Source organism: Nostoc sp. PCC 9305 (genome assembly GCF_963920915.1).
Taxonomy (GTDB): Bacteria; Cyanobacteriota; Cyanobacteriia; order Cyanobacteriales; family Nostocaceae; genus Nostoc.
Genome location: NZ_CAWUDN010000077.1, coordinates 25007 through 37623, shown reverse-complemented (window position 1 = coordinate 37623; position 12617 = coordinate 25007). Strand labels below are relative to the sequence as shown.

Below are 12617 nucleotides of genomic sequence, written 5' to 3'. Positions count from 1 at the left end.
CAATATCGTATTTGGGTACTCCAATATCGTATTTGGGTACTCCAATATCGTATTTGGGTACTCCAATATCGTATTTGGGTACTCCGATATCGTATTTGGGTACTTCAATATCGTATTTGGGTACTCCGATATCGTATTTGGGTACTCCGATATCGTATTTGGGTACTCATTTGTTATAAATGCTTGCACCTTAGTAACAACAGTTTGTTTATTTCTAGCAAATGGTTAAGCAAACCTGATTAGTATAGAAGTTACCATAACAAATGGCTCCGCTTGGTTTTTTTAGCTCATGCCTTTTGCTTGTTAGCTTTAATTATAAAGTTATATCAGTGGCAGTAAACCGTAGACTAAGCAATTGCCATGCTTCAGTAAGTGTAGGTTCATGAGTTCAACAAACCTCTCCCTGCCTTGAACCATTTTTGAATTTTGACAAATTAATACAAGGAGTTTTAGGTGACAAAAAGCAATAAAAAAAAGGCTATTGCTCAAGCTATTTCTACAGCCATTGCTCTGGGTTGGGTGATAATGCAAGTGGAATCAGCACAAGCTGCTATCTTGACGGTGAACAATCTCAATGACAATGGCGTTGGCTCGTTGCGAAATACGATCAACATTGCAAGTAACAATGATGTGGTAGAGTTCTTATTGGGCAGTAATCCTAGTACAATTACACTGACAAGTGGGGCACTTGCCATCGCAAAAAATCTCACTATTAATGGCCCAGGTGCTAACTTACTTACCATCAGTAGTAATAATCACTTCCCCGTGTTAGACATTAACGCCGCGAATGTTACATTTTCTGGGCTTGCGATCGCTGGTAATATCAACGCTTACAATTCTAGTAATCTAACGTTTACCGATAGCACCATCAGCGGCGACGATGTGAATATAGATGGTAACTTAACACTTATCAATAGCACTATCAACAGTGAGAATTTGGCGATCAATGGTGGACTAACGGGAAGCAATGATAGTAATGTAACAGTTCTCAGTAGTACCACCATTGGCGGCAATTTAACCAGATATAGTGGCAATTTAACTATCTCTACTGGCAACCTGCAAATTAACGCTAGTAGCAATAATTCAGGATCAGCAGGTAGTTTAACTGTTACAGCCGATAGTGTTGTCGTAGTAAGTGGTAGTCAGGTAACGATACCCATTAGCACCAGCGGCAATTCTGGGCAAACTAACAGTGGTAGCCATAATTCAGGTTCAGCAGGCAACATAACTATCAACTCTGGTACTTTGATATTGAACCCTGGTGCTATTATATCGAAACCAGTACCCGAACCAAGTGCGATCGCTGGTACTATACTTGCTGGTAGTCTGGTTTGGCTAGTGAAGAGAAAGCAAGTAGTATTTTGCAATGCGAAGGTATAATTAGTTATTAAAATAAATTTGTAGATGAAATAGTTTAAATAATTAGCCCGCACAGACGGGCTAATTAGTTTATGGGCAATTAGTTGGACATAATATCAATTACCTGAAACTAAAATAATTCCAGGAACCTTTATTAAGCCTCGACTTTTACACCCTTCCAGAAAGCCACATAACCTTCAATATTCTTAGCCTTCTCCTTGGTACTGGGATAATACCAAGCAGCATCTTTATTGGTTTGCCCCTCAACTTCGATACTGTAGTAACTGGCAACACCTTTCCAAGGACAAGTAGTGTGGGTGTTGCTTTCAGTAAAGTACTGCTTGTTAATGGTGTCAACAGGGAAATAATGGTTTCCCTCGACAACTACAGTATTATCACTCTCGGCTAAAACAACTCCATTCCAAATTGCTTTCGGCATAAATGACTTTGTAAATAAACTATACATATAATATTTTGACACTATCAGCTTATTTGTAGTGAATTTATGGAACCGTGACGCTGCCAAAATAGTTCAGAAGTCATGATGAGGCAATGAATTACAGGATTTTCCTCTAGATATTAATTACAATCACTTTTATTTATCAATTTGAACATTAAAAGCATTTGCTTACATCATAAAGATTTTCTAGCATATTGGTATGGAAAGTTAATTAGCCAAAACAAAGTTGGATTTCGGTTGATAGCCTTAAGCAAAAAATATCTAAATATGGAAGCAATGCTTGCAGTGAGCTACGTTAAGGCACTTTCTAAAAACGCTTGTTAGCTAAAATTTCATTTAGCATATATTTGCATCTTCAAACTTCTGAATAAACCTTCTCAGATGTCCAATTTATCCAATTTGGGTGAATTTGACTAACCCGTTTTGGTAATTAAAAAATCAACCCATCAGATGAACTAAAAGGTAAATTTTATTACTAGAGAATACTGATTGCAATTGCATTTTGATCTAATTGAGGATAACTCTATGAAATTCACAAATTCGCTAACTTCTGCACATATTATTGCTTGGATTAACTCTATGCCTAAAATCACTTGCTTTCATCAAGCCAAAAATCACAATAGTCCATCAATAAACACAGCCGTAAACTCTGAAACTTCTGCTAGCTATTCCACGAATGCAAATTATCTCAAACCCTTTGATACTGCTTCTATTGCTTATTACATGATGGGTTTTGGTAATTTTGAATGAGCTAAGTTACTTCTGGGCTTCTAAGGTGTAGCTTATATCATTTTGTCAATTACAGTTTTTTCCAAAGTACTCCATTTTTCCCTATAGCAATTCTCTTAAAAGCTTAGTATTCAAAGTTTTAGAGAATTGTTTAACTCAATTTTCTGAGTAATAAATGAACAAAAAAGATGACCTAATCATCAGAGCTTGAAATTGCTAAAAAAGAAGACTCTATTAATTTAAAACACTAATTCATCTCTACCAAGGATAAAATCATGAAATTCACAACCTTGCTCAATTCAGCACTTATTATTACTTCCATTGCTTTTATACCTGGAATTGCTGGCGCTCAAACAGTTAATACTAACAATGGCGGTGGACAAATAAATACAGATGTCAACACTAATACTTTAGGTAAAAATCCTACAGATGCCAAATATCTGCAACCCTTCAATGTTGCATTTCTCGCTTATCAAGGTTACTTAAGAGAGCAGGGTATTCCCAGTGGGGGCACTTTGTTATTCAGATACCAAACCGGATACTTGACTGCGAAAGATGTGGTTAAGGCTGCTATCAAGGCTAATAAGTTACCATCGGAAGTTTTGAACGATCGAGGTTACGTCAACGCAGTCGAGTTACAGATGAAATCATTTGGCGATATTAATGATTCACTCTAGACAATTTAGGGGTGCTGGAATCCATCTTTGCATCTCCCTATAACTCTAGACGCGATAAATCGCCGTCTCTACAATAATCAGTCTTTCGTCTTGACGGCGATTTATCCTGCTTTTAATTTGATTAGATTTGAAAGGAAGTCGCATACGGAGTTAGAATAACTGAAAATATGAGGAGAATCAAAGTTTGTGGCGAATATATCCCACATCCCCAAATTACCCATACCACCGTCTCTTTTGGGGTCAGAAGTTGGTTCTTTTACTGAGTATACAGTTACTCAACGAATGCCTGCGATCGCTCGCAAAGTTATCGCTGAAAATAATTTCTCATCTGAAATTAATACCAGCTTAGAAAATCTGGCTAAAGAATTGCCAGCAGGATATGTGCAACCTCTTTTAAATAAGACTGCTGTAGATTTTTCAGCCTGGAATACATATCTAGAATTATATAAAGGTCAGCGTTGGCTAGATGTTCCTTGGTTTTTTGCCGAAACTTATTTTTTTCGGTTGATTCTAGAAATTACCAATTATTTTCGCCCTGGTGTATCGCAAGGTGTCGATCCATTTGAGTTACAAAAGTCTCAAAGTTTGGAAGCATCCCTAGATTCGATTATTCTACTGTGCGATCGCGCTAACAATTGGTTAAATCATTCCCAACTGAAGGGAGAATCAAATCAAGAAGCTTTAATAGCATTGTTATATTTTGCTTTATGGGGAAATCGAGTTGACTTGAGTTTATGGTCAGCATCCGAGAGCGATCGCAGTCGTTTTGATATTCAAACCCAACTAGCTCATATTTTAGTAAATGATGCCTCCCAAGTCACGGAATTATTAATCAACTCTCAAGGGAGACGGATTGATTTTGTTGTAGATAATGCTGGTTTTGAACTTGTTTGTGATTTATTTTTAGTAGATTTTTTGTTAAGTAGCGGATTGGCTAATCGGGTTTACCTACACTTAAAGCCACATCCGACTTTTGTATCTGATGCCATGATTAAGGATGTACATTACACAAGAAGTTTTTTAGCCGCTACTGGAAATCAACAACTTACATCTTTTACCCAAAGACTCCAAGACAATATTGCATCAGGGCGTTTAGTACTATCTGAAGATTACTTTTGGACATCGCCTTTAGCCTTTTGGGAAATACCCAACTCCCTCAAAAATGAGTTAGCCAATGCGAGTTTGGTTATAGTCAAAGGAGATGCCAATTATCGCCGATTATTAGGCGATCGCCATTGGAATTTTACCACCAACATTGCAGATATAGTTTGCTACCTACCCGTGCCAATGGTAGCTCTACGCACCCTAAAGTCAGAAGTAGCAGTTGGTTTGAAACCAGAAGTTATTGAGAAAGTAGCAAAATCTGACTCTTCTTGGTTGACAAATGGACAGTGGGGTGTGATTCAGTTGGTGGTTTAGGAAATTGTGAAAAATCGAGATAATTTGTAAAATAAGTATACGTATCTTCACTACTTATAGGGTCGTCTACTCTACCCGTATCATTACAACCAGCTTAGGATAGACTAGAAAAACTTTCTAAGGAAAATGGTAGAAAAAATCACAGCTGTGTTTAATGGCCAAGTGTTCTATCCGGCTGAACCGATCGCACTGCCAATTAATACCCGCGTGCGAATCAGTATTGAAATTTTACCGCCAAGCGAATATGAAACGGTATCATTTTTGCAAACGGCGCGATCGCTCAACCTTGAAGGCCCGCCTGATTGGTCTGCCAATATAGATAAATATTTGTACAGTAAATAAACTTTTCATGCATTCTGAAGTCTTTCTTGATACATCATTTGCCATTGCCTTATCTGCACCGAGCGATCGCTTGCATGACCGAGCCTTACATCTGGCTAAAATGTTACAAGCAGCAGAAACTCGTTTGGTGACAACACAGGCGGTGATGTTGGAAATTGGCAATGCCTTATCCCAACAACCTTATCGTCAGGCGGCAATCATATTATTAAATTCTCTAGTAGCAGACTCCAAAGTAGAAATTGTTCCCCTTTCCCAAGAACTCTACGAACGTGCTTTCGAGCTATATCGCGAACGAACAGAGAAAGAATGGGGATTTGTCGATTGCATATCTTTTATTGTCATGCAATATAGCGGCATCACTGAAGCACTGACCGCCGATGAGCATTTTCAACAAGCAGGCTTTCGAGCATTACTGCGAGAAAATTTGCCCTAAGGATTGGGCATTGAGCATTAGACATGGTACATGGGGGAATGGCACTAAGAAAAGCTATAAGCTTTGCCCTAACTGGTTCCCAGCCTCCAGGCTGGGAACCCATTCTCGGAAGCTCCGCCTCCAGTGGCTTGACCAGAGGCAGAGCCTCTGGGAATACATTCCCAGTCTTTAGACTGGGAACGAGATGAAATAAGCCTTTCGGCTTTTCTTAGTGCTATTCGGACATTGGGCATTGGTTATTCACAAATGACTAATGACTAATGACAATTAAATATTTCGTTACAATCGGTGTGTGCGTTAGGCATTCAAGAGTTATCAGCCATGAAATTGATTTCCGATCCACCGATTCCTGTGAAAATTCAAAAGATGAAGGAACGGGTGCGGTGGATGCATCCAAGTTTTGTGCAACGGGGAATTGACCAAACCAGTCTAGTTATTGACGATCGCAGGCAAGATAATCCAGAATTTTCCTTTATGGTTATCGGTGATTCCGGCACTAAATCTCATTCTCGACAGCACCCCCAACGAAAAGTTGCCGAACTGATGCTGCCTCACCGCGATGATTGCAGCTTTGTGTTGCACACTGGCGATGTAATCTATGTGGTGGGTTCCCAAGAATATTATTCAACAAACTTTATTGAGCCTTACCGGGAATTTCTTGTCGGTGGTGACAATCCGAAAAGCATTCCTTATGACCGTATGGTGTTTAATCTGCCGTTCTTGCCAGTACTTGGTAATCATGATTACTACGATGTGCCGTTGATGTACCGTTTATTTACTGGCACAACATCATCACTGCGTCGCCTGTTCCGCTACAAAGATATCGAGATTGGCTGGCATGGATCGTATCAAGGTAATGCTTATGCACGAGCATTTATGGACTATACCCAGGCGATGTCTCCACAAGAGTTAGAACGTCATTTAGATCGGCACTACACTGCAAAGACCGACACAGGGCGTTGTTTGCGTTACGAACCTGGACAGTTTACTCGTTTACCCAATCGCTATTACACCTTTCGTTACGGCGGGATTGACTTTTTTGCACTGGATTCTAATACCTTTAATACACCCTCACCTTTACCTGCAACTCAAGAGGGGGAAATTTACCGCCGGGAATTGCAAAAGCGTCGCCAGGAAATAGATCGAGAAGAATTGGAGATTTTGGGAATATGCGATCGCCTCAACCCAGATAAACCCACCGAAGCGGAACTACTTGATGACTTTAGTGCCAAATTAGACCAAATAAACGAAATCAAAATCGACATTGAAAAACAACTAGCATCTCATCAAATGCCTGCGATCGACTTTGAACAACTTGAATGGTTGCGAAGCAGACTAATCGAATCTTGGAACACCTCTGAAGTGCGCGGACGTGTAATATTTTTCCACCATCCTCCCTACGTCACAGAAGCTACCAAGTGGAATCAGGCCCAAACCTTGGCGGTTCGTCACCGTTTGCGCTGGGTATTTGAACAAGTGGCAGAAACTCTTGGTACTCTAATTAAAGAACGTCCCATAGTCGATTTGATTTTAAACGGTCACGCTCACTGTTTGGAGCATCTTTGCACAACTGATACCGGATTTGCAGACTCGCATATTAACTGTATTATTTCTGGTGGGAGCGGTCATCGTCCCCGCTATCAACGGCGAGAAGGGACTGAATTGATGGAAACTTTTGCTGAGATTGCAGGTAAACCCACTCGGAAAGTTGCGGATTCAACGCTATTTGTGGGCCGTCATAACTACAATTTCCAGAACCGACTGCCTTATTCATGTGTGCGGATTGATGTTCTGGATGGTATCCCGCCCAAGTTTATCATCAGACCATTGATTACTGAACGGTTTGAACAAGAGTGGCATAACACGGAACTTGAACCTTTTGCGATCTAAACGGGATGCGAAGTAATTGAACTACACCATTCCCCATCTCACTTAAAAATCAAATCTCAGTGCTGCTGGGTTGCTTTGAGTGATTCTATTGGCAAACTTTTACCAAATGCACCTTTGCATTGAGACAAAAGCTAGGTATATCCTAATCTTGAATAGAGTTATGATAATTTCAAATTATGGCAGGACATAGTAAATGGGCAAATATTAAGCGCCAGAAAGCGTTAGTAGATGCAAAAAAGGGAAAAACCTTCACTCAGTTATCCAGGGCAATTATCGTTGCGGCTAGAAGCGGCGTCCCAGATCCGGCGCTGAATTTTCAACTTCGCACAGCAGTTGACAAGGCAAAGGCTGCGAGTATTCCCAATGATAATATTGAACGAGCGATCGCTAAAGGTGCAGGCACTTTTGGCGGCGATAGCGCTACTTTTGAAGCGATTCGCTACGAAGGTTATGGCCCTGGTGGTGTAGCGATTTTAATCGAAGCCCTCACAGATAATCGCAATCGCACTGCTGCTGACTTGCGTGTAGCTTTTAGTAAAAATGGTGGCAATCTTGGTGAAACAGGTTGCGTTAGCTGGATGTTTGAACAAAAAGGTGTTTGTGTTGTGCAGGGTGTAGTTGACGAAGAACAGCTTTTAGAAGCATCACTCGAAGGCGCTGCCCAGTCTTATGAGATGACTGAAGATGAGATGGCTGAGGTTTTTACTGATATGGGAAATTTAGAAAACCTTAGTCATACACTCAAAAATCAAGGTTTTAAGGTAACTGATGCCGAATTGCGCTGGATTCCTAGTAATAGTGTAGAAGTTACCGATCCCGATCGGGTGCGATCGCTTTTCAAGTTAATTGATACTCTAGAAGGCTTGGATGACGTGCAAAATGTCACAGCTAACTTTGACGTAGCAGAAGAATTGATGGCTCTCAGCATTTCCTAATCAAAATTAACCGAGTTTCATAGCCAAATTACATTTATTTGGATGATGCCCGAATTGTTAAATTTAAGATTAAAATGCCAGCAAGTATTTTTTAGCTAAGAATTCCACGTAAGTCCCAATACAATTCGGCTAAGATTTTTTGATGAAAATTCTAGATCGCCAAGATGCGATAAATCACCATTGTAGAGACGGCGATTAATCGCGTCTCTTGCCTTAACCGAGTAAATCCTATATTTGACGAATGTAAAAATAGACATGAAAGGTTCATCTCAATTACAAACTTATGACATACGTCTATTGGATAGTTAAATTGTTGATTACCTAATGAGGATTTTTCAAGTGAATAAGTTCGCTAAAGCTTTACTTTTGGCTCTAATTTTTGCTGCACCTGTAACCGCTTTTGCATCTCAAGCTCAAGCTAAAACTATCCATCATCCTAGCGTAAAATCTGCTAAAGTTCATCATACTAAACATCACAAGCATCATGCTAAAAAACTAGCTCATAAACACTTATAAATAGTTACTATTAGTCGTAAAAGTTTCTAGTAGCTCTGTAATTAAGTTTAGTGTTGGTTTCTCTGAACAAAAACTGTATTATTTAAACCCGCTGGAATCCCTACCAATCAGCGGGTTTTTTTAATTAACTTGCTCAAGGGTGCGATCGTATAAAAATCAAAGTTAAAGCGATCGCCTAATCCTATCTGCTACCATTCAATTTAGTCTTCAAAACATATATGAAAGCAGACTATTTAGAAGAATCACTTTTTCGTGAGTTGGAGGAGCATTTGCTTCAACCCGATTTCCGAAAGTCAGCTAAAGATATCATGGATTTACTTGCTGATGAGTTCATTGAATTCGGAAGCTCAGGGCGTGTTTTTAATAAACAGCAAATTATCGAGAGCTTGCAGAATGAACCTATCCAACCCCTGGCTCAAAGATTGATAACAGAATTCAAAACGTTAGTTTTAGCAACAGGGGTTGTTTTGGTAACTTATCGTATAGTCGAACAACCTGTTCATTCGCTGCGAAGTTCCATCTGGAAATTAAACAACGATCGATGGAAAATAATCTTTCATCAGGGCACTTTGGTTAGAGAATCATCAGTGCAGTATGATAAGTAATTGCTTAAAATTATTTAGAGTCAAAGTTTTGCATAAAAAAGGCTCAAGCATTCCTGCCTGAGCCTTTTCTAAATTCAATTAAGCTTAGTAGCGGTTGTTGCTGCGGTTGTAGCCGCCGCCACCACCACGGTTCCCAAAGGAACCACCACTTCTGTCTTCTTTAGGCTTGGCTTTATTTACCTTGAGGTCGCGACCAAGCCATTCAGCACCATCAAGAGCTTCAATAGCTTTTGCTTCTTCATCTTCTGAACTCATTTCCACAAAAGCAAAGCCGCGTAAACGACCTGTTTCACGGTCAGTGGGTAGTTGAACACGCTTTACAGCACCATATTCTGCAAATACAGCACTTAGCGCATCTTGTGTAACATCATAGGAGAGGTTACCAACGTAAATTGACATCAAATGTCTCCAAAATCATAAGTTTGTAGAGATTTAGATTTCGGAGAGAAGTCTGTAATACCAAAAGGAAAAAGCCTGTCAATACTAAAAACAAACACTGTCGCCGAATTAATTCTCATTTCACTTCCCATGATGACATAGCAGCCAACTTTCTGGGTAAAAGTTTGAAAAACTGTTATAAAAAGTTATATAAGCGGTTAATAGCTAGATGCTGGCTTGTCTAAAAACGGGTGAGGCTAAGTAAACCGCACCCATAAGATCGACTAATCCACTCTCTTTTCTAAATATTGACCAATCATCAACTGCTCACCAGCACGGGAGATAATGGTTTGTCTGGTGCGGTATTTGCTGCCAATTAACTTTAACTCTTCTTCAAAGACCGAACCGTTGTACTCAGTTCGCAAACACATTGTTTTAGGGTTGGAGAAATAATACTGAGCGGTGACTGGTTTGGATATGGCAAAACCGCGATCGCGGTACAAAATATTTTCTAAAGCTCCAAATATTGTTGAACCTTGCGACTCTTTCCTGTCCTTTAGCACATCCATACTTTCCCATGTTACTGCTGCACCACAGATCAAACTACCTGTATCAGGCAAATCGTGCATCTGAGCTAGGTTTTGCAATTCATCACAGCCTTGGTTGAGAAAATTGATCGTAACTATACTCTCCATCTCCTTGGTTTCTCCCTTGGGTAGGGTGTAGTAGCGCCGTTGCGATCGCCACTTACCCTCTGATTCCTGGAAAAATTCGGAAATCTGGGCTTCGTCAGCAGTTTGTGCAATTTTTAGCAATGATGTCACTTGTAACTTTCCTGACTAATATTGGCGGCTGTAATATATGTCGCCCTTTTCTTGGCTGTATATGCGATGTCTACGACGGGCTACGCCTACGCTCGACCAAAATCTTACAGCGTTGAAAAAAGCAACTTATGTTTACTATTCTTAATATATTTGATCGTCCGTAAAAATTACTAAGTATTTTGCTATATTAAATTTGGTTATTTCAGCCATAAGTATAGCTACTTAATACTGCCCATTTTTAGAAGTAGGGGTGTGAAAGTCCCGTATCTTCAGTAAACGCAAGTCTTCTACTAAGGGCAGATTGCAAGAAATTTAAAAATATTTATACTGGGTTAAGAATTGCATTGGAAGCTAAAAAGCTGCTAACTCAATGTAATGAGTTAAAGTGGTGAGAATTTTTTTAAATAAAAAGTAATTTTTGATACAAAGTTCTGCAAGAAGATAGCTAATTGACTCTCGCCGCTTTTCACTAGTCATCTAGTCATAATGTCTCAAAATTACTTGGTAATGCACGGCTGTTTAACCCAAAAAAGCTCCCCAAATACAAGAAAAATAAATGATTTTGGATAGAAATAAGCCGCACAAGCAGGCGAAAATCTCACCTTTCGCAGCCGCTAACCAGGTAATTAATACCCAGTTAAATTCAGTTATGAAAACTGATATGGCTGTTGCAGATACAAAAAGTAGCGTTAACACAAAGGTGTCTTCCCCTTTTCCATCCATCTTATTGATTCCCTGTTTGCTGGGCATAGGACTGCTGACAGCGAATTGTGGAGCGCTACCCAAGGAAGAACCAGCTGATGCCCAATCTCAGAGTCCTGGTAGTGGACAACGTGGTAGTAGTGCAACGGCTGTAGATGCAGCGATCGCTCGAACTGATACGCTGCAAACCCAACCAGAATACACAGGTAATACAACACCCTTCCGAATTGTGTCAGTGCGATCGCAAGTAGAAGCTCGGTTGTTGGCTTTAAACCTTGATGTAGGCGATACAGTTAAGCAGGGACAAAATGTCGGGCGGTTAGATGATGCCATACTTTCGACCGAATTAAAGCAAGCAGAAGCAGAGCTAGCAGCTCTCAAATCAGAAGTAGCTAGGGCAACAAATCAGGTAAGCAATGCCCGTGCAGACGTTGAACGGGCACGGTTAGAAGTAGTACAAGCTCAAGCAGACTCAGAACGGCAACAAAATCTATTCAAAGCCGGAGCGATCGCTGAACAAACTGCCCAGCAAGCACGTACCCAGGCAAAAACAGCAGCTCAAGCATTGCGCGCAGCTCAAGAACAGGTTCGTACAGAACAGCAAGCCGTCGCCGCGGCCCAAGGTAGAGTACTTGCCCAACAGGCATTGGTTGCCCAAACCAAAGAGCGCAGGTCTTACGCTCGGCTGGTATCTCCCATCGCTGGCATAGTCACAGAAAAGGTGACAGAACCAGGCAACCTTCTGCAAGCAGGTAGTGAAGTCTTAAAAATTGGCGACTTTAACCGTGTCAAAGTTGTCGTCCAAGTTTCCGAATTAGAACTGGCACAAATTCAGGTTGGACAGTCTGTAAAAGTCCGCTTAGATGCCTTCCCCACCGAAACATTAATTGGTAGAGTTACGCGCATTTCTCCAGCTGCCGATGCCACAGCTCGCTTGATACCTGTAGAAGTAGTGATTCCTAACACTCAAGGGAAGATTGGCAGCGGATTGCTGGCGCGAGTCAATTTTCAAACCCAGACTCAACAGCGGGTAGTAGTGCCGCAAACAGCGATTCAAAAACAAGCAGGAGCAGGAAAAGAGCAAGAAAACCCATCGGGGACGCTATTTGTGGTGAAAGACACAGGAGGCAAGACGATAGTAGCGACGCGTGCTGTCACCTTAGGACAAAAGGCTGATGGCAAAGTGGAAATTCTATCTGGCTTGCAAGCTGGAGAGCGCTATGTTGTTCGCAGTGGTCAACCCCTAAAAGATGGGGCTGCTGTACGTTTATCGATTCTTTCCGAAACAGCAGACTCAGCCCCTAAGGGGAATTAAAAATTCAAAATGTCTTTTAGAATTCCTCATTTT

At 40.6% G+C, this 12617-nt stretch carries 15 protein-coding genes; 11 read left to right on the top strand and 4 right to left on the bottom strand.

The window, feature by feature from the left end; genetic code table 11:
- Positions 1-453 precede the first annotated feature (453 nt).
- Complete coding sequence (locus ACM0OX_RS24765) at positions 454-1380, top strand: PEP-CTERM sorting domain-containing protein (RefSeq protein WP_414517569.1); 927 nt, start codon at positions 454-456, stop codon at positions 1378-1380.
- A 133-nt stretch (positions 1381-1513) separates the two neighbouring features.
- Here ACM0OX_RS24765 and ACM0OX_RS24760 read toward each other — a convergent pair whose 3' ends face one another.
- The gene (locus ACM0OX_RS24760; protein ID WP_289799246.1) at positions 1514-1798 is read right to left on the bottom strand and encodes a DUF427 domain-containing protein; all 285 of its coding nucleotides are present in this window, start codon (positions 1796-1798) and stop codon (positions 1514-1516) included.
- 546 nt (positions 1799-2344) lie between these two features.
- Here ACM0OX_RS24760 and ACM0OX_RS24755 point away from each other — a divergent pair.
- The 5 genes from ACM0OX_RS24755 to ACM0OX_RS24735 all read left to right on the top strand — a co-directional run bounded on the left by ACM0OX_RS24755 (position 2345) and on the right by ACM0OX_RS24735 (position 5419).
- Entirely contained in the window at positions 2345-2569 is a 225-nt protein-coding gene (locus ACM0OX_RS24755; protein WP_414517568.1) for a hypothetical protein, read from the top strand.
- A gap of 254 nt (positions 2570-2823) precedes the next feature.
- On the top strand, positions 2824-3225 hold the full coding sequence (locus ACM0OX_RS24750) for a hypothetical protein (protein ID WP_414517567.1): 402 nt from the start codon (positions 2824-2826) through the stop codon (positions 3223-3225).
- Positions 3226-3411: 186 nt separating this feature from the next.
- Positions 3412-4644 carry a damage-control phosphatase ARMT1 family protein gene (locus ACM0OX_RS24745; RefSeq protein WP_414517566.1) on the top strand — a complete coding sequence of 411 codons (1233 nt, stop codon included), beginning with the start codon at positions 3412-3414 and terminating at the stop codon, positions 4642-4644.
- A 126-nt stretch (positions 4645-4770) separates the two neighbouring features.
- Positions 4771-4986 (top strand): hypothetical protein, encoded by a 216-nt coding sequence (locus ACM0OX_RS24740; RefSeq protein ID WP_334835626.1) that lies wholly within the window; start codon positions 4771-4773, stop codon positions 4984-4986.
- A gap of 7 nt (positions 4987-4993) precedes the next feature.
- The gene (locus ACM0OX_RS24735; RefSeq protein WP_094349077.1) at positions 4994-5419 is read left to right on the top strand and encodes a type II toxin-antitoxin system VapC family toxin; all 426 of its coding nucleotides are present in this window, start codon (positions 4994-4996) and stop codon (positions 5417-5419) included.
- Positions 5420-5487: 68 nt separating this feature from the next.
- Here ACM0OX_RS24735 and ACM0OX_RS24730 read toward each other — a convergent pair whose 3' ends face one another.
- Positions 5488-5652, bottom strand: a complete 165-nt coding sequence (locus tag ACM0OX_RS24730; RefSeq protein ID WP_334835622.1) for a hypothetical protein — start codon at positions 5650-5652, stop codon at positions 5488-5490.
- A gap of 88 nt (positions 5653-5740) precedes the next feature.
- Between ACM0OX_RS24730 and ACM0OX_RS24725 the strand changes: the two genes are divergently transcribed.
- The 4 genes from ACM0OX_RS24725 (at position 5741) to ACM0OX_RS24710 (ending at position 9365) form a co-directional block, all read left to right on the top strand.
- Complete coding sequence (locus tag ACM0OX_RS24725; protein WP_334835620.1) at positions 5741-7309, top strand: metallophosphoesterase; 1569 nt, start codon at positions 5741-5743, stop codon at positions 7307-7309.
- Positions 7310-7485: 176 nt separating this feature from the next.
- Entirely contained in the window at positions 7486-8244 is a 759-nt protein-coding gene (locus ACM0OX_RS24720; protein WP_414517565.1) for a YebC/PmpR family DNA-binding transcriptional regulator, read from the top strand.
- 339 nt (positions 8245-8583) lie between these two features.
- Positions 8584-8760: a hypothetical protein gene (locus ACM0OX_RS24715; RefSeq protein WP_414517564.1), complete on the top strand. Its 177-nt coding sequence runs from the start codon at positions 8584-8586 to the stop codon at positions 8758-8760.
- A 218-nt stretch (positions 8761-8978) separates the two neighbouring features.
- Complete coding sequence (locus tag ACM0OX_RS24710; protein WP_414517563.1) at positions 8979-9365, top strand: DUF4440 domain-containing protein; 387 nt, start codon at positions 8979-8981, stop codon at positions 9363-9365.
- 84 nt (positions 9366-9449) lie between these two features.
- Here ACM0OX_RS24710 and ACM0OX_RS24705 read toward each other — a convergent pair whose 3' ends face one another.
- Both ACM0OX_RS24705 and ACM0OX_RS24700 read right to left on the bottom strand, forming a co-directional pair.
- Positions 9450-9764 (bottom strand): RNA recognition motif domain-containing protein, encoded by a 315-nt coding sequence (locus tag ACM0OX_RS24705; protein WP_194041514.1) that lies wholly within the window; start codon positions 9762-9764, stop codon positions 9450-9452.
- Between the two features lie 263 nt (positions 9765-10027).
- Positions 10028-10567, bottom strand: coding sequence for a phycobiliprotein lyase (locus ACM0OX_RS24700; RefSeq protein ID WP_414517562.1), 540 nt, complete (start codon positions 10565-10567; stop codon positions 10028-10030).
- Between the two features lie 556 nt (positions 10568-11123).
- Here ACM0OX_RS24700 and ACM0OX_RS24695 point away from each other — a divergent pair.
- Positions 11124-12584, top strand: a complete 1461-nt coding sequence (locus ACM0OX_RS24695) for an efflux RND transporter periplasmic adaptor subunit (RefSeq protein WP_414517561.1) — start codon at positions 11124-11126, stop codon at positions 12582-12584.
- Positions 12585-12617: the final 33 nt, after the last annotated feature.

Bases quoted from the DNA above. Each gene is read 5' to 3' on its own strand.
- ACM0OX_RS24740 (WP_334835626.1), top strand. From the start codon at position 4,771: ATGGTAGAAAAAATCACAGCTGTGTTTAATGGCCAAGTGTTCTATCCG.
- ACM0OX_RS24695 (WP_414517561.1), top strand. From the start codon at position 11,124: ATGATTTTGGATAGAAATAAGCCGCACAAGCAGGCGAAAATCTCACCT.
- ACM0OX_RS24755 (WP_414517568.1), top strand. From the start codon at position 2,345: ATGAAATTCACAAATTCGCTAACTTCTGCACATATTATTGCTTGGATT.
- ACM0OX_RS24750 (WP_414517567.1), top strand. From the start codon at position 2,824: ATGAAATTCACAACCTTGCTCAATTCAGCACTTATTATTACTTCCATT.
- ACM0OX_RS24725 (WP_334835620.1), top strand. From the start codon at position 5,741: ATGAAATTGATTTCCGATCCACCGATTCCTGTGAAAATTCAAAAGATG.
- ACM0OX_RS24730 (WP_334835622.1), bottom strand. From the start codon at position 5,652: ATGCCCAATGTCCGAATAGCACTAAGAAAAGCCGAAAGGCTTATTTCA.
- ACM0OX_RS24760 (WP_289799246.1), bottom strand. From the start codon at position 1,798: ATGCCGAAAGCAATTTGGAATGGAGTTGTTTTAGCCGAGAGTGATAAT.
- ACM0OX_RS24705 (WP_194041514.1), bottom strand. From the start codon at position 9,764: ATGTCAATTTACGTTGGTAACCTCTCCTATGATGTTACACAAGATGCG.
- ACM0OX_RS24735 (WP_094349077.1), top strand. From the start codon at position 4,994: ATGCATTCTGAAGTCTTTCTTGATACATCATTTGCCATTGCCTTATCT.
- ACM0OX_RS24720 (WP_414517565.1), top strand. From the start codon at position 7,486: ATGGCAGGACATAGTAAATGGGCAAATATTAAGCGCCAGAAAGCGTTA.
- ACM0OX_RS24710 (WP_414517563.1), top strand. From the start codon at position 8,979: ATGAAAGCAGACTATTTAGAAGAATCACTTTTTCGTGAGTTGGAGGAG.